A 16,782-nucleotide genomic window follows, 5' to 3' on the forward strand; every position below is an offset into this window, starting at 1 on the left:
GGGTATATTAAATTATAAAACACCGGAGGGAGTTATGGCTCATTTCGACTTTATTGTGGCGGGCAGCGGCGTCAGCGGCATGGTTTTCGCCCGTAAAATGGCTGAGAAGGGAAAAAAGGTTCTGGTTCTGGAGAAGGCTGACAGAGCCGGAGGATGCCTCGCATCCGCATCATATGACAATTTCTGGCTGGAGCTTGGCGGACACACCGTTTACGCTTCATATTCATCATACATATCCGCAATGAGAAGCGCGGGAATGGAGCAGGATTTTCTGCCAAGAAAAAAGGTGCCTTTCCGTATGCTCACATCAGCTGGGCTTGTTCCGCTGTCAAAATGCCTGAACAAGCTGGAACTTTTTTTGAATCTCCCAAAAGCACTTTTCGTAAAAAAAGAGGGAAGAACCGTCAGGGACTTCTATTCTGCCTTACTCGGAAAAGGCAACTATGAAAAAATGTTCCGCCCTATGATAGCGGCTGTCATTTCACAGGAAGGCTCTGATTTTCCGGCAGATATGATGCTGAAAAGCAGACCGAAAGACAAAACACTCCCACGCAGTTTCACCATAAAAGGCGGCATGGCAGAATTTATAAAAAAGACTGCAGAAATGGAGAACGTGACACTGAAAACATCATGCGGCGCGGACAGCGTAAGTCTTGACAACGGCATATACACCGTTACGGCAGGCGCTGAGGTGTTCACCGCTGATAATTTCACAGCGGCGTGCTACCCCGCAGAAACAGGAAGACTGCTCGCTGACGTTGCACCTGAAATCTCTTCCATGCTGGCACCTATTCCCAGCGCAAAGGTAGAAAGCGTCGGCGTTGTCCTTAAAAAAAGCGACGTCTCCGTTGGCGAACTGAGCTTCATAATCGCCGCAGAAGGCGACTTCACATCCGTGGTGTCCAGAGACGTGGTGGAAGATGCACATTACCGCGGATTCGCTTTCCACTTCAAACCTGACAGGCTGACTGATGAACAAAAAACTTCAATAATAGAAAAGAGTTTAAACACAGACAGGTCAAAATTCGTGCATAAGGCGGAAACAGTGCATTACTGCCCCACCCTTAAACTCGGACACGAAGAGATGCTGGAAAAACTCGACAGTCTCGTTGTTAAAACCAAAGGTCTTTACATAACAGGCAACTGGTTCACAGGACTTGCCATTGAGGACTGTGCGATGCGCAGTGCCAGAGAAGCGGCAAGGGCAATACTATAAAATATTTTTTAATATTTTTTAAAAATTAACTTAATTTTAACTGACGAATATGCATTATAAATCTTTCTTTAAAGGAGGTTTATATCATGGATAATGGTGTTTCACGCAGAGAACTTCTTAAAGCGTCAGTGATAGGCGCTACTGTTGCCATGGGCGGTATTGCCACTGCACATGCCGGAGAGACAACGGATGTCCGCATAGGAAATTCAGTTAAGTCCGCAGACTGGAAAAAGGAGAAACATGTTCCGCTGATTGAAATCCCCCAAATGATCAAAGCGGGAGAACCTTTTATTGTTACCATGACCGTGGGAAAAGACATCCCTCATCCCAATACGACTGAACATTTTATCGGATGGATAGCGCTTTATTTCAAACCGGAATCAGGTGCTTTCATAACGCAGCTGGGCAAATACGAATTCTCGGCACACGGAGAATCATCTCTCGGAGCTAATAAAGGTTCCTCATATGCCGATCCCTGCGCTATGGCAAAAGTTAAGCTGAACACATCCGGAACATTGACAGCAGTGAGTTACTGCAATATACACGGTCTTTGGGAATCATCCATTCCCGTAACTGTTGCATAAGAATTACTGCACAGATATATTATCAGGCTGTTCATACTCGGCGGAGGCGAACATCTCTCTTCCGCCGAGGTATTCTTCATATTCAATACCCCAGTCTTTCATCATATTAAGTATAGGTATCAGCTTTCTGCCGATATCAGTCAGACGGTACTCAACCTTCGGCGGTATCTGATTGTAGATATGACGGCTTACAACACCGTCCGCCTCAAGCTCCCGAAGCTGTTTCGCAAGCATCCTTTCCGTTATGCCGTTCATACCTCTTCGTAATTCGCTGAAACGAAGCACCTGCGCCTCTGCAATGTGATAAAGTATTATAGCTTTCCACTTGCCCGAAAAAACCGTCATGGTAAGCTCAAAAAAGCAGTTGTAAGACTTTCCGCACAGATTTTTCGGTTTGCAGTTGCCCATAGGAACCTCACTATACTTTATGTAAGTACATGTATTTTTTTACCGTTCTTGCGTTTACTATAGTATCAGATTATTATTTCCGCAACAAGAGGAGGCTAAAATGTTTATTATCCATGTCACAATGACACTTAAAGACGGTTACGCAGACAAAACACTCGAAGGGCTTCTTAAAGTCCGCCCCGACGTTCTGAAAGAGGACGGCTGTGGAGAATACACCATAACAAGACTCGGCGATCAGGTTTTCTGTTTTGAAATATGGGAGAGCGACGCACACCTTGATGCGCATATGAAACAACCCTATATGACCGAATTTTTTGAAATGACAAAAGACTGGCACAAAGACGATGTGATTTTCAACAGATACGAGGTGGCAAAATGAAGGTTTTAGGCATAAACGGCAGTCCCAGAAAGGGCGGAAACACTGAAATTATCGTCAACAGAGTTCTTGACGGACTTAAAAGCCGCGGATGGGAAACAGACTATGTGCAGATCGGCGGTCAGGTGTTCCGCGGATGCGTATCCTGCGGAGGATGTTTTAAAAATCAGGACGGCAAATGCGTTCTTAAAGAGGATAAATTCAACGAAGTTTTTGCAAAAATGGTTGAAGCTGATGCGATAGTTATAGGTTCACCGACATATTTCGCGGACGTTACATCCGAAATCAAGGCGCTCATGGACAGAGCGGGATATGTCGCCATTGCCAACGGACACCTTCTGAAAGGCAAGATAGGCATGGGCGTTTCTGCTGTTCGCCGCGGCGGTTCCATACACACAATAGATTCAATCAACCATTTCCTGCACCTCTCCCGCATGATTCTGCCCGGTTCAACCTACTGGAACATGGTATACGGAAGGGGCAAAGGCGAAGTACTCAACGACGAAGAGGGGATGGCGAATATGGATCATCTGGCTGCTGTTACCGACTGGCTCGGCAGAGCTATCAAGCCTGTGATAGACAGCTATCCGCTTTCAGGCGGCTCCTGCGCCGAATAGAGCTTGAAGCAGTTTGAGGAAGCACTCAAACCAATACAAAAGAAAGACTGAGCTTCTTATCTCCCCCTTTGACAAAGGGGGATTAAGGGGGATTTTCATTGAATTTTAATCAAATCCACCCAACCCTCCTTTATTAAAGGAGGGAGCGGAAGCTAAGCTTATTAAAAAATAATTTCCCGCATAGAATACACCGCCCTGTCCGCAATGGATGTGTGATCCTCGTCGGCGAACTGCCGGAGAAAATAGGTGAACACGCCTGCGGCGCGGGCGGATGTGATTCCCATCCTAGAATCCTCCACCGCAAAACATTCTGTGGCTGCGATGTTTAAGCGTTTCTGAGCCAATAAATATGGCTCTGGATGCGGCTTACCGTTAACAATGTCATCGTTGGTCACAATCGTATCGAACGCAGAAAAATCTATGACATCAGAAAATATCTCTATCTCCGCTCTGCTGCTCCCCGTTACGATAGCGCGCAGAATGGGTCTCTCCATCAGCTCTTTAAATCCATCGGCAATAACAACACCGTGCTTTTTGAAAAAATCCGCTTTTTTGTCTATGAAACTCTGGTTCAGATATTCGGGAGTGACCTTTCCGTATTTTCCGGTTATATATCTGAAAATATCCAGCCATGAACTGCCGCTGAAATACATAAAGTCTTCAACGCGCAACCCGTGTCCGTATATGTCGTGCATAGCATCGTGGAACGCTTTGAAATTGCCCTGTTCCGTGCCGAGAATTGTATTGTCGAAATCCAGAAGTGCCGCCTTGAACATCTATTCTCCAAATACCTTCATAACGTCGCCCTCATCAGCATCTATCTCAAGTGTTTTAAGCCTTGAGGCATGACCTGAAACCAGTTTCACAGAGGATTTTGAAATCCCCAGTGATTTCGCAACAAACTTCACCAGTTCGTCATTCGCTGCGCCGTCCACAGGCGGTGCGTTAAGCCGTATCTTCGGTCTGCCGTCGTGCATCCCCGAATGTTCGGTCTTTTTCGCTCCGGGCTGAACGTATACCGAAAGCTTCATATCAGTCCCTTCTGAGCGCTTCCACAGGGTCGAGCTTCGCCGACTGTCTGGCAGGGAAAAGCCCCGCAGCATAGGTTATCACCAGCGAACATGCGGACACGACCACAAAGGTCATAAAGTCCAGTTTCACTGGTATTCTGTCCATAAAATACACGTCGGCAGGGAGGGAGATTATTTTGAATTTCATCAGTATGACACAGATGGCAAGTCCAAGAATGTTGCCTATTATCGTTCCGGTGATGCCTATTATCATGCCCTGACGCTTGAAAATGCCAGAAATTGAGCCTTCGGAAGCTCCCATGGCGCGAAGTATGGCTATATCCCGTTTCTTATCTTTCACAGTAACGGTTATCATACTGATAACGTTGAACGAAGCCACTATTATGATAAGAGTCAGGATTATGAACATAGCGTACTTTTCCAGTTTAAGAGCAGAAAAGAGGTTCTGGTTCATGCTTATCCAGTCCCTTGACCAGAAAGGGAAGTCCAGTTTTTTCTGTATCTCTCCGGCTATCCCTACGGCAAGGTCGAAATCTGTCGTTCCCACGCTGAAACCGGAAACAACGTCCGACAACCCGAAAAATTCCTGAGCCGCAGACATATCAATGTATGCAAGGGTGTTGTTGTATTCGTACATTCCCGTATCGAATATGCCGCACACCATGAAATGCTTCATCTTAGGGGTGATGCCGAAAGGTCCTTTTTTGCCCAGAGGAGAAACCATCGTAATGTTGTCGCCCACGACAACGCCGAGATTAGCGGCGAGTTCCTTACCGATGGCTATCATGGGTACACTGCTCTTTTTGTTCAGGTCTGCAAAGGAGCCTTCTTTCATGAATTTGGCGATGGATGTGACCTTCATCTCGTCGTTCGCGTTTACCCCGCGTATGACGGAACCTGCCACGTTATTGGGACTTGTCAGAAGAACCTGACTGATGATGAACGGTGAAACGCCTGTTACGTTCTTAACAGAGGCTATCTTCTGCTGAACGGTGCGCCAGTCCTCGATGGGGCTGACGTCCATGCGGTTCACCACTATGTGAGCGTTCGCGCCGAGAATACGGTTTTTCAGGTTGTCCGAAAAGCCGCTCATGACGCTTATCACCACTATCAGCGTGGCGACACCCAGAACAATGCCCAGAACCGATACTCCCGAAATGAACGAGAGTATACGGTTGGACTTTCTTGATTTTAAATATCTTTTCGCTATAAAGCGTTCAAATTTCAATGGAAATTACTCCCATTCGATGGTTGCCGGCGGCTTTGAGCTTATGTCATACGCCACGCGGTTGATGCCTCTCACTTCGTTTATGATGCGGTTTGATATCCTGCCAAGCACTTCATATGGAATGTGCGCCCAGTCGGCTGTCATGCCGTCTGTGGATTCCACCGCGCGGATGGCAACTGCGTTCTCATACGTTCTGTTGTCACCCATAACACCGACGGTGTTTACGGGCAGAAGAACAGTGAAAGCCTGCCAGATTTTTCTGTAAAGTCCTGCATTGTGAAGTTCTTCCATGTATATTGCGTCCGCTTCACGCAGAACGTCGCATCTCTCTTTTGTCACTTCGCCAAGGACACGCACACCCAGACCGGGTCCGGGGAAGGGGTGTCGCCAAATGAAGTTTTCGCCTATCCCAAGCGCCGCGCCCACAGCACGCACTTCATCTTTGAACAGTTCGCGCAGAGGCTCAAGAAGTTTGAACTTCATATCCTCCGGCAGACCGCCGACGTTGTGGTGTGTTTTGATGGTCACGGAAGGTCCGCGGAAAGAGACCGACTCGATAACGTCTGGATATAATGTACCCTGTGCAAGAAAATCGAAGTCGCCCAGTTTTTTGGACTCCTCTTCAAAAATCCTTACGAACAGGTTGCCGATGGCTTTTCTCTTCTTCTCAGGGTCGGTCACGCCTTTCAGCGCTTCGAGGAATCTGTCCTCTGCGTTAACGGCAATAAGGTTCATATGAAAGTGGTTGCGGAAAGCCTCCTCAACCTGTTTGCCCTCGTCCTTGCGCAGAAGTCCGTTGTCAACGAACACGCATGTAAGTCTGTCGCCGATGGCTCTGTGGATGAGTACCGCCGCAACGGATGAATCCACGCCGCCTGAAAGTCCGCAGAGAACTCTTTTGTCGCCGACCAGTTCGCGTATGCGCTCAATTTCAGCTTCCACAAAGTTTGCAGGTGTCCAGATCTGCTGGCATCCGCAAACGCCGACCACGAAGTTTTTAAGGATCTGCGCGCCGTTGTCGGTATGCGCAACTTCGGGGTGGAACTGAATGGTGTATATGGGTCTTGTGTGGTGCTTCATAGCTGCCACAGGAGCGTTTTTCGTATAGGCGATAACGTCGAATCCCTCGGGCATTTTCTCCAGTCTGTCGCCGTGGCTCATCCAGACGGTGAATGATTCGGTGTTTATGCCTTCAAAAAACGGGTCTTTTTTTCCGATGAAAAGCTCTGCGCGTCCGTATTCCCTGTGGTCTGCGGCGGCAACTTTTCCGCCGAAATATTCGCCTGTGAGCTGGTGTCCGTAGCAGATGCCCAGCACAGGCGCGCCGAGATCGTATATTTCTTTTGAAACAGTGGGCGCGTCCTCATCGTAAACTGATGCGGGACCGCCGGAAAGGATTATACCCTTCGCGCCGAAATTTCTGATTTTTTCAAAGTCCGCGTTACAGGGGTAAATTTCGCAGTAAACGTTCGCCTCGCGCACGCGTCTGGCGATAAGCTGTGTGTACTGCGAACCGAAATCCAGTATCAGTACCTTCTGGCTGTGTATGTCCATTTAATCTCCCATAAATTTCCCATCCATGGGGAAATTTCTGATAACGTTCAGCGAGGCAAAGCCTCCGCCTCACTCACTCTCCGTTCGCATCACAGGTAAAACCCGCTCTGCTCACTCTGAGAACTTCATCATGAAGTTTTAGTCTCCCATAAATTCTTATAAAGAAAATCCCTCCAAACCTCCCTTTGTTAAAGGGAGGCTTTTCTCCCTCCTTTGGAAAACATTTACACTATTTTATGTAAATGTTTCTGTTCCAAACTCGTTGGAAAAGGAGGGCGGGGGTGGATTTATATTAAATTCTTATGTTGTAACCCAATAGTTGGGTGCTTCTTTGGTGATTATAACGTCGTGGACGTGGCTTTCTTTCAGTCCTGCGCCGGAAATCTTAACGAATTTCGCATATTTGCGCAGGTCTTCAATGTTGCGGCTGCCTGTGTAACCCATACCGGATTTCAGACCGCCCACAAGCTGATAGATGGTTCCGCTCAGTTCGCCTTTATAATGAACCCTGCCCTCGATACCTTCCGGTACATATTTCTGCTCGTTCATTACATCGTCCTGAAAATATCTGTCTTTGGAGCCTTCTTTCATGGCGCCCACAGACCCCATGCCTCTGTATACCTTGTAGCTTCTGCCCTGAAAAAGTTCAATGTCGCCGGGGGCTTCTTTTGTTCCTGCGAACATGGAACCCATCATAACGCATGAAGCACCTGCGGCAAGAGCCTTAACGAGGTCACCGGAATATTTGATACCGCCGTCGGCGATAATCGGAATACCGTATTTGTCGCCCATTGACGCACAGTCCATAATAGCTGTTATCTGGGGAACGCCCACGCCCGCAACGACGCGTGTGGTACATATCGAACCGGGTCCGATACCGACCTTGACACAGTCTGCGCCTGCTTTTGCGAGGTCTTCAACCGCTTCACCTGTTGCAACGTTACCCGCAACGACCTGAATGTCGGGATATTCTTTCTTTATCCAGCGCACCATGTCAAGCACCTTGAAAGAGTGACCGTGAGCCGTGTCAACAACTATGACATCAGCTTTCTTAGCCACCAGTCCGGCAACGCGTGCTTTCGCCTCTTCGCCGACGCCAACAGCGGCACCGACGAGCAGTCTGCCCATGTCATCCTTTGCTGCGTTGGGATATTTGATGCGTTTGTTTATGTCTTTAATGGTGATAAGACCTTTAAGCTGATAGTTGTCGTCCACCACCAGAAGTTTTTCTATTCTGTGCTGCTGAAGGTGTTTCATGGATTCTTCCAGCGATGTTCCCACAGGAACGGTAACGAGGTTTTTGCTGGTCATGAATTCTGAAACCTTCGCAGTGTATCTGTCTACGAAACGCAGGTCTCTGTTGGTAAGGATACCCACAAGTTTTTCATCCTTAACAACGGGAACCCCGCTTATTTTATATCTGCCCATAAGGTCAAGCGCGTCTTCGACAGTTCTGTCGGGGTCGATGGTGACAGGGTCGACAATCATTCCGCTTTCGGAACGTTTAACCTTGTCAACTTCGTCCGCCTGCGCCTCTATGGACATATTTTTGTGGATGAAGCCGATGCCGCCCTCCTGCGCCATTGCTATGGCGAGTCTCGCCTCGGTCACTGTGTCCATTGCCGCACTGACAAGGGGGATATTAAGTCTTATCCTGTCAGTGAGTTTGGTTTTCGTGTCCACATCCTTCGGAAGGATCTCACTTTTCGCCGGAACGATGAGAACGTCATCGAACGTCAGCGCGTCCTTCAGTATTTTCTCATGGTACATCCAATCACCTCTATGTAATTACGATTATCGTCTAATTAGTAACAAGGCTCATGGATGAGCCTCGCGGTTGTATTTTTTGGCAATTTATTGCTAAAAAATACATTAGCGTGAGCAAAGTGCAAGCTTTTGCTTGTGCTTTGCGTCACTCCAAAATAACAGGAGGTTATTTTGGAGATAACTAATTAGTAGCCCCAGTCCCTGCAATAGCGGAAGTCGCGTCCTATTGTCCGCTGGCTAACCTTTGCAATGACCGTAGTGTTCCTCTTAAACTGGTTTCTGCGCACCTTCTCCGCAACCTTTTTAACGAGTTCTTCGTCAAAACCCATCTCAATAAGTTCCGGTGTGCGTCTGCGCTCGTCCACCATGGCATAAAGCAAATCGTCCGCCTGTCTGTATGTGAAGCCGAGCTCCTGTTCGTCCGTTTGCCCGACCCAAAGGTCTGCCGTGGGCGCTTTGTCCACAACTGACTGCGGTATTCCCAGATATTCTGAAAGCTCCCAAACCTGCGTCTTGTAAAGATCGCCAATGGGGTTCAGTGCGCTTGCAAGGTCGCCGTACCATGTGCCGTAGCCCAGCAGAAGCTCGGTCTTGTTGCTGGTTCCAAGCACCAGCCCCGCAACTTTTGCCGACATATCGAAAAGACATATCATCCTCTGACGTGCCATCACGTTGCCCATACGGAGCTTATCAATGTCGGGCATCATCTCGAAATAGGGGTCGGTCATGGGGGTTATCTCTATAACGTCAAAATTCAGCCTGAAAGTTTCCGCAACCTTCATGGCATCCTTAAGGCTTTCGTCACTGCTGAGTTTATACGGCATACAATAGGCATACACCCTGTTGCCGCCAAGCGCTTTTGCCGCCAGCGCCGCGCTTAGAGCGGAATCTATACCGCCGGAAAGTCCAAGCACAACGTTTTTAAGCCCTATTTTCTCTGTTTCGTCTTTTATAAAGTTTGTGAGTATATCAACTGTGAGATCAAGGTCAAGCTTCATTTTCTGCCTCCGTCATCGTTCAGAAAATCCCTTACAAGGAAGCTCTTTTCATCCCGAAGGAAGGGGGTTTCTATGCGCGCTCTGCGCACGCTGTCCTGATCAACATCAACTGTCAGTCCTGTTTCTTTGAACATTTCCGCCGCAGCCAGCCTTCTCCCTTTCGCATCATATGCTTCGGAACCTCCCCAGAAGGATACTCCGTCCTCGACGCCGACACGGTTGACGAACACCAGATTCACCGTCAGAACACTTGCAATGTATCTGTTCGATGTCTGCCATGTGTTTGAAGCGTCGTGTCCCTGCTCAAGATTGCCTCTGGCGGGGCTGTTTGAAGGTATTATAATATTCTGCGCGCCGGATTGGGAAAGGATATACAGAGAGCTTAAGTGGAATACATCCTCGCAGACGAGTATTCCGCATTTACCGAACTCCGTATCGAATGCCTCTATGCTGTTGCCTGACGCAAAGTATCTGCCCTCTTCAAAAAGCGTATAATCCGGCAGATAGACCTTTTTGTGCAGATGCACCGTTTTACCTCTGTGGACAAACGAAGCGGCGTTATAGAAAAGCTTTTCCTTCGACTCGTAAACAAAGCCGAACACAATGGCTATGTCATTTGAGTATTCCAGAAATTTTTGGTATACGGGGTGCGTTTCGTCCATCGCAACGTCGTATACAAGGTCGAGAAGATAGTAGCCTGTGAGTGAGAGTTCAGGGAAGACCACAAGGTCACAGCCCTCTTCCACAGCCTGCTCAATTATTTTAAAATGGTTCTCGGCGTTCTTTTCCAGATTGCCCAGTATAGGTTTTATCTGCGCCAGATGTACTTTCATAATTTCCTCTATAAGAAAATCCACCCCAACCCTCCTTTTTCAAAGGAGGGAGTAATAATCTCCCCCTTTATAAAAGGGGGACCAAGGGGGATTTATATTCTTAGCTTTCCTGTCTTATGGTACTTACGAAAAAATCCAATCCTGGGATTTTTTCGCCAACGCTTCAATCGGCAAAGTCTCATTCCTGCCTTATATATGTTCCGCTTTTGCCGCCGGTTTTTTTCATTACCCTGATCCCGCCGATAAGCATGTCTTTGTCAACAGCCTTGCACATGTCATAAAGTGTCAGCGCCGCAACGGAAACACCTGTGAGCGCTTCCATCTCAACGCCTGTTTTGCCCGCCATCTTAACGACAACTTCAATATCGACCTGAGATTTTTCTCTGTCCGGCTCAAAATATACGTCCACTTTTGTTATAAACAGCGGGTGGCACATGGGGATAAGGTCGGAAGTACGTTTAACGCCCATTATTGCGGCTACACGCGCAACCTCAAAAACGTTCCTGCCCTTCGCCATCTTGCCTTCGATAAGCATATCCATGGTTTCGGGCTTCATTTTTATAAATCCTGCGGCAATAGCCTCGCGTACTGTTTCACCCTTGTCGGTAACATCCACCATACGGCTTCTGCCCTCTTCGTCAAAATGCGTAAGTTCCATCTTTCCCCCCTATCTCGGATATTCGGCGAACACGTCGGCAAGCTTTCTGGTAGAGCGGACGACTGTCCAGAGGGATATTTTACCCTCTTTGATATCGCTAAGCTCCTGCTTGGTCGGTTTCATGACAAGATCGGCATAAACTGCCTGCCCTGCCACTTTGCCGCCCATACCGAATGACGGCACCATAATAGTCACCTTATATTCCGCCGCCTCATGCACCAGCATCTTGCGGAAAAGAAGGCTTAAAAGTTCCCGCATGTTCTTTGCCAGCGGGTTCTTTTTCAGCGAAGGTATCTCCTTACCGTTGCTGTCTATTCCGGAATATAGCAAAATAACCTCTGTAGGTTTTTTTGACGCTTCCAGTGTCAGTTTAGGGATTACCTTCTGTTTCTCCGCAAAGTCCGATTTTTTTACTGTTGAATTGAATTTATCAAGCACACGGTCGATACTCTCTTCCGTTTTGTCTTTCTTAGTCTCTTCTTTTGGTTTTTCTTTCGATGTATGAACGGCGCTGGCTTTGACATAGCCTGTGCCGCCGTCCAGAAGTTTTATTTTAAGCCAGCCGCTTTTTGAAGACACAACCTCAACGGATGAACCGCGCCCCAGAAGCCCGATAACCTCCGATTTTGATGAAGGCTTTGCATAGATGTTGGCTCTGGACGCCGAAACACTGCCATAGGTGACCTTAGCATCAGCCCACCCGCAGAAGAAAACAAAAAGCAGGGTCAGTATCAGTGTTTTTTTAAACATTAAACCTGAAATAGATTATGTCCCCGTCCTGAACGATATATTCTTTACCTTCAAGACGCATTTTTCCCATCTCTTTTGCTTTCGCCAGAGAATTGAACTCTTTGAAGTCATTATACCCCGTGACTTCGGCGCGTATAAAGCCTCTTTCGATATCGGTGTGTATCTTTCCTGCCGCTTTCTGTGCTGTTGTGCCGCGTGTAATCGTCCATGCGCGCACCTCTTTTTCGCCTGCGGTGAAAAATGTGATAAGATCCAGAAGCTTATAGCCCTGTTCGGTCATTTCGGAGAGTCCTGAACGGGTCAGTCCGAGGCTTTCAAGAAATTCTTTCGCCTCTTCCGCATCCAGTTCGGATATCTCCTGTTCTATTTTTCCGCAGATGCGCACGCACACTGCGTTCTCTTTTGCTGCTATTTCGCGTACTTTCGCCGAATATGCGTTATCTTCAAGGATATTTTCCTCGTCAACGTTCATAACATACATAACGGGTTTCGCTGTGATGAACGAATATTCGCTGAGTTCAGCCACATGCTCTTTGTAGCCGTCTATATTTCTGATAAGGGTTCCCTTTGCAACCTCTGTCTGGAGTGCTTTCAGCGCCTCAAGTTTTTTAAGGAGGTCTTTGTCGCCGCCTTTGCTGGCTTTCTGTGTTCTTTCAACGGCACGGTCGATAATCTCCATGTCGCTGAGGAGAAGCTCTGTGTTTATGATGTCGATGTCACGTTCAGGGTCAACGCCGCCTTCAACGTGGGTGATGTCGGTATTGTCGAAACAGCGGACGACGTGCGCGACGGCATCCACCTGACGGATATTGGTAAGGAACTGGTTGCCCAGACCTTCGCCCTTGCTTGCGCCTTTTACAAGTCCGGCGATATCCACGAACTCAACTGTGGTTCTGACGATAGATTTCGGTTTGATGAACTGTATTATGTAGTCCTGTCTTTCGTCCATGACAGGTACGATGCCCTTGTTAGGGTCGATGGTGCAGAAGGGGTAGTTCGCGCTTTCCGCGCCCGCTTTCGTAAGTGCGTTGAAGATGGTGGATTTGCCGACATTGGGCAGTCCCACTATTCCGCAGTTGAATCCCATTTAAAACTCCGATTATAAAATAAAGGTCTCCTTTAAATATAGGAGACCTTGGATTCACTGTAAAACAAAAAAGGCAGACACGCAAGTGTCTGCCTCTATTTTTTTCATCTTACACAAGGAGCGGTGCGATGATCAGTGAAACGATTGACATCAGCTTGATGAGGATGTTCATCGCGGGACCGCTTGTATCTTTGAAGGGGTCTCCAACTGTGTCGCCGACAACGGCTGCTTTATGCTGGTCGGAACCTTTGCCAGCGGAGCCGTATGCGCTCTTTTCAACAGCTTTTTTAGCGTTGTCCCATGCGCCGCCCGCATTAGCCATAAGCAGAGCGAGAAGAACACCTGTAACGGTTGCACCCGCAAGCGTACCGCCCAGAGCTTCCTTACCGAGGATAAAACCGACAAGGATGGGGCTGATAACAGCAAGAACACCGGGAAGTATCATTTCTTTAAGAGCTGCTGCAGTGGAAATATCCACGCATGTTTTGGGGTCGGGTTTAACGCCCTCTTTGCCTTCAAGAAGTCCGGGGATCTCACGGAACTGACGACGGATCTCTTCGACCATCTGCTCAGCAGCTTTACCGACGGATGTCATAGTAAGCGCGCCGATGAGGAAGGGCAGAAAACCGCCTATGAAAAGACCGATAACTACTTTCGGTTCAGTGATGTTGATTACGCTGACGTTAGCGGAGCTTGAGTATGCAGCGAAAAGAGCAAGAGCTGTAAGCGCTGCGGAACCGATAGCAAAACCTTTACCCACGGCAGCAGTTGTGTTGCCGATGGCGTCAAGGCTGTCTGTAATGTTACGCACGTCTTTACCAAGACCTGCCATCTCAGATATACCGCCGGCGTTGTCGGCGATGGGTCCGTATGCATCAACTGTCATAGTAACGCCCACTGTTGCGAGCATACCCACAGCCGCGATACCGATACCGTAGAGACCTGCAACCGCGTTTGCAACATAGATACCAACGCAGATGAGCAGAACGGGAACAACAACTGACTCAAGACCGACTGCAAGACCTGTGATGATGTTTGTTGCGGGACCTGTTTTGGATGCATCGACAATTCTTTTAACAGGACCTGCCGCAGTGTAATACTCTGTCACAAGACCGATCATGATACCGATGAGAGTACCCGCCAGAAGTGCAAAGTATACGCCGTTGGCGATAGCCATTGAGGTTATGTAGAAATATGCAAAGATGAGGAAAAGTCCTGCACCGATAAATGTTGAATAACGAAGAGCCGCAGCCGGTTCGATGTTTTTCAGCAGTTTCATTGAGAAAACGCCTGCAAGAGAAGCTATCAGACCGAGAACGGCGAGCATCAGAGGTGCAGCCATAAGGTGCATCTTTGCGTTTGTAACATCGTACTGAATTGAGGGTGTTACCATTGCAAGAAGCTCGGGAGATGCAGTCGCACCGATGATGAGTGTCGCAACGATTGAACCGACATATGATTCAAATATATCCGCGCCCATACCTGCGATGTCGCCCACGTTGTCGCCAACGTTGTCAGCAATAACGCCGGGGTTTCTGGGGTCGTCTTCGGGGATTCCGGCTTCAACCTTACCCACAAGGTCAGCGCCCACGTCTGCCGCTTTGGTATAGATACCGCCGCCCACACGCGCAAAAAGAGCGATTGAAGATGCGCCCATTGCGAAGCCGTTGATATATTTTGCTGTCTCAGGATTGCCGAATATCATGAAAAGCACGCCGACGCCTATGAGACCGAGAGACGCAACAGCGAGACCCATAACGGCACCGCCGTTGTATGCAACGGAAAGAGCAGCAGCCATGCCTTTTGCTCTTGCGGCTTCGGAAGTTCTGACGTTAGCTTTTGTAGCCGCTGTCATACCGGAAAATCCGGCAAGGATAGAACATAATGCACCGCCAAGGAAAGAAAGTGCGGTGTAGATTCCAAGGTCTTTAGCAAAAACCATAAGGACAAAAACGATAGCTATGAAGATAGCAAGAACCTTGTACTCACGACGAAGAAACGCCATGGCGCCGTCGTGGATGGCCTCAGATATCTCTTTCATTTTCTCGCTGCCTACCGGCTGTTTTGCGATCGTGCCGTAAATCACGAAAGCAATGATCAGACCGAGGACGCCCAGTATAGGCGCGAGGTAAGACATGTCAGTCATCTTGTCACTCCTTTAGATATTCCTATTATTATAAGCGTTCATCGCTTTTAAAAGCCCGTCTTTAACTATGGAAACTATAGCTTTTACACTGAAAATCATTAGTTCGTCAAGTTTTTCAGCCTCGTCCGGTGCAAACCGTCCCAGCACATGACCGACAACCTCTTTCCTTCTGTCATTACCAATGCCGATCTTGACACGGGTAAAGTCCTCGGATCCCATATGCTGAACAATTGATTTTATCCCGTTGTGACCGCCGGAGCTGCCGCCTTTGCGTATTTTAAATTTACCGAACTCCATGTCCAGATCGTCGTGAACAACGATAATATCCTGAACAGGTATCTTATAGAACGCGCAGAAGGGTTGAACACTTTCACCGCTCAGGTTCATGAACGTCTGAGGTTTAAGCACAAAATGCTTTGCCCCGTCTATGAACACTTCCGTGTAAAGCCCTTTAAAGCCCTCTTTAAAACTGCCGCCGTATTCGCTTACCAGAGCATCCGCCGACATGAAACCGAGGTTATGGCGGGTGCGGTCATATTTTTCGCCCGGATTGCCAAGACCTACAATCAGCAACTTATACCTGTCCGGTGGCAAACAGTGAGCTGATGGATTCTTTCTGCCAGATTCTTGTTATGGCTTCCGCAAAAAGACCTGCTATTGTAAGCACTTCTATCTTGCTGACAGCTTTCTCTTTCGGGAAGGGAACGGAATCCGTAACCAGAACTTTCTCAAGGGGAGAATTGATTATTCTTTCGATGGCGGGTCCTGAAAGGATGCCGTGGGGAGCAGCAGCCATAACGGATTTAGCTCCGTGGTCTATACATGCCTGAGCAGCCTGAGTAAGTGTACCTGCCGTATCTATCATGTCGTCAACTATGATAACTCTTTTATCTTTAACGTCACCGATAACGTTCATTGCCTGCGCAACGTTGGCTTTTTCGCGGCGTTTGTCAACAATTGCAAGGTTCGTGTTGAGAATCTTGCTGTATGCTCTGGCTCTTGCCACACCGCCGGCATCGGGTGATACCACTATATATTCTTCGCCGATCATTTTGTTGGCTCTGAAATATTTTTCAAAAACAGGTGAGGAATAGAGGTTATCCACAGGGATATCAAAAAAGCCCTGAATCTGTCCGGCGTGCAGGTTCATAGTGACAACCCTGTCGATACCGGATTTTGTGAGGATGTTTGCGATAAGCTTCGCTGTGATCGGTACGCGGGGTTCGCTGGTTCTGTCCTGTCTGGCATAGCCGAAATAGGGCATTATAGCTGTTACGCTGTTTGCTGATGCACGTTTGAGTGCATCCACCATGATCATAAGCTCGATGAGGTTCTCCTCTGCGGGTTTGCATGTGGACTGGATAACAAATACGTCACGTCCGCGGACGCTCTCGTTTATTCTGACGAATATCTCGCCGTCACTGAATTTGCGGATATCTGCGTCGCCCAGTCTCATTCCCAGCTTGGAAACTATGTCCTGTGCAAGAGGACGGTTTGACGTCCCGGAAAAAACAAGATAGTCCATGTTG

18 protein-coding genes are annotated in these 16,782 nt (G+C 48.1%); 4 read left to right on the forward strand and 14 right to left on the reverse strand.

Annotated features, from left to right (window positions below):
* The first annotated feature begins 34 nt into the window (after positions 1–34).
* The gene (locus LRY47_RS09015; RefSeq protein ID WP_295224445.1) at positions 35–1,216 is read left to right on the forward strand and encodes an FAD-dependent oxidoreductase; all 1,182 of its coding nucleotides are present in this window, start codon (positions 35–37) and stop codon (positions 1,214–1,216) included.
* 149 nt (positions 1,217–1,365) lie between these two features.
* Positions 1,366–1,800, forward strand: coding sequence for a class II SORL domain-containing protein (locus LRY47_RS09020; RefSeq protein WP_366043573.1), 435 nt, complete (start codon positions 1,366–1,368; stop codon positions 1,798–1,800).
* A 3-nt stretch (positions 1,801–1,803) separates the two neighbouring features.
* On the opposite strand, the gene LRY47_RS09025 is transcribed toward LRY47_RS09020, so the two are convergent.
* A complete protein-coding gene (locus LRY47_RS09025) occupies positions 1,804–2,208 on the reverse strand; it encodes a helix-turn-helix domain-containing protein (RefSeq protein ID WP_295224449.1) in 405 nt (134 codons plus the stop codon).
* Positions 2,209–2,308: 100 nt separating this feature from the next.
* Between LRY47_RS09025 and LRY47_RS09030 the strand changes: the two genes are divergently transcribed.
* Positions 2,309–2,587: an antibiotic biosynthesis monooxygenase gene (locus LRY47_RS09030; protein ID WP_295224451.1), complete on the forward strand. Its 279-nt coding sequence runs from the start codon at positions 2,309–2,311 to the stop codon at positions 2,585–2,587.
* Positions 2,584–3,201: a flavodoxin family protein gene (locus LRY47_RS09035; protein WP_295224454.1), complete on the forward strand. Its 618-nt coding sequence runs from the start codon at positions 2,584–2,586 to the stop codon at positions 3,199–3,201. The genes LRY47_RS09030 and LRY47_RS09035 overlap by 4 nt, the downstream gene beginning before the upstream one ends.
* A 161-nt stretch (positions 3,202–3,362) precedes the next feature.
* Here LRY47_RS09035 and LRY47_RS09040 read toward each other — a convergent pair whose 3' ends face one another.
* The 13 genes from LRY47_RS09040 to LRY47_RS09100 form a co-directional block, all read right to left on the reverse strand.
* Complete coding sequence (locus LRY47_RS09040; protein ID WP_295224456.1) at positions 3,363–3,977, reverse strand: HAD family phosphatase; 615 nt, start codon at positions 3,975–3,977, stop codon at positions 3,363–3,365.
* A complete protein-coding gene (locus LRY47_RS09045; protein ID WP_295224457.1) occupies positions 3,978–4,232 on the reverse strand; it encodes a DUF167 domain-containing protein in 255 nt (84 codons plus the stop codon).
* A gap of 1 nt (position 4,233) precedes the next feature.
* On the reverse strand, positions 4,234–5,460 hold the full coding sequence (locus tag LRY47_RS09050; RefSeq protein ID WP_295224459.1) for a lipoprotein-releasing ABC transporter permease subunit: 1,227 nt from the start codon (positions 5,458–5,460) through the stop codon (positions 4,234–4,236).
* A 6-nt stretch (positions 5,461–5,466) separates the two neighbouring features.
* Positions 5,467–7,014, reverse strand: coding sequence for a glutamine-hydrolyzing GMP synthase (guaA, locus tag LRY47_RS09055; RefSeq protein WP_295224461.1), 1,548 nt, complete (start codon positions 7,012–7,014; stop codon positions 5,467–5,469).
* A 300-nt stretch (positions 7,015–7,314) separates the two neighbouring features.
* Positions 7,315–8,784: an IMP dehydrogenase gene (gene guaB / locus LRY47_RS09060; RefSeq protein ID WP_295224463.1), complete on the reverse strand. Its 1,470-nt coding sequence runs from the start codon at positions 8,782–8,784 to the stop codon at positions 7,315–7,317.
* Between the two features lie 182 nt (positions 8,785–8,966).
* Complete coding sequence (locus tag LRY47_RS09065) at positions 8,967–9,779, reverse strand: NAD+ synthase (RefSeq protein ID WP_295224465.1); 813 nt, start codon at positions 9,777–9,779, stop codon at positions 8,967–8,969.
* Positions 9,776–10,636, reverse strand: coding sequence for a nitrilase-related carbon-nitrogen hydrolase (locus LRY47_RS09070; protein ID WP_295224467.1), 861 nt, complete (start codon positions 10,634–10,636; stop codon positions 9,776–9,778). The genes LRY47_RS09065 and LRY47_RS09070 overlap by 4 nt, the downstream gene beginning before the upstream one ends.
* 154 nt (positions 10,637–10,790) lie before the next feature.
* Positions 10,791–11,270 carry a cyclic pyranopterin monophosphate synthase MoaC gene (moaC, locus tag LRY47_RS09075; protein ID WP_295224469.1) on the reverse strand — a complete coding sequence of 160 codons (480 nt, stop codon included), beginning with the start codon at positions 11,268–11,270 and terminating at the stop codon, positions 10,791–10,793.
* A 9-nt stretch (positions 11,271–11,279) separates the two neighbouring features.
* On the reverse strand, positions 11,280–12,020 hold the full coding sequence (locus LRY47_RS09080; protein WP_295224471.1) for an SH3 domain-containing protein: 741 nt from the start codon (positions 12,018–12,020) through the stop codon (positions 11,280–11,282).
* The gene (ychF, locus tag LRY47_RS09085; protein ID WP_295224474.1) at positions 12,013–13,107 is read right to left on the reverse strand and encodes a redox-regulated ATPase YchF; all 1,095 of its coding nucleotides are present in this window, start codon (positions 13,105–13,107) and stop codon (positions 12,013–12,015) included. Before ychF ends, LRY47_RS09080 begins: the two co-directional genes overlap by 8 nt.
* A gap of 109 nt (positions 13,108–13,216) precedes the next feature.
* Complete coding sequence (locus tag LRY47_RS09090) at positions 13,217–15,253, reverse strand: sodium-translocating pyrophosphatase (RefSeq protein ID WP_295224476.1); 2,037 nt, start codon at positions 15,251–15,253, stop codon at positions 13,217–13,219.
* Between the two features lie 12 nt (positions 15,254–15,265).
* Complete coding sequence (gene pth, locus LRY47_RS09095) at positions 15,266–15,826, reverse strand: aminoacyl-tRNA hydrolase (protein WP_295224478.1); 561 nt, start codon at positions 15,824–15,826, stop codon at positions 15,266–15,268.
* A 1-nt stretch (position 15,827) separates the two neighbouring features.
* Positions 15,828–16,778, reverse strand: a complete 951-nt coding sequence (locus LRY47_RS09100; RefSeq protein ID WP_295224481.1) for a ribose-phosphate pyrophosphokinase — start codon at positions 16,776–16,778, stop codon at positions 15,828–15,830.
* Positions 16,779–16,782 lie beyond the last annotated feature (4 nt).

Source organism: Seleniivibrio sp., assembly GCF_021209385.1.
In the GTDB taxonomy this organism is placed as follows: Bacteria; Chrysiogenota; Deferribacteres; order Deferribacterales; family Geovibrionaceae; genus Seleniivibrio.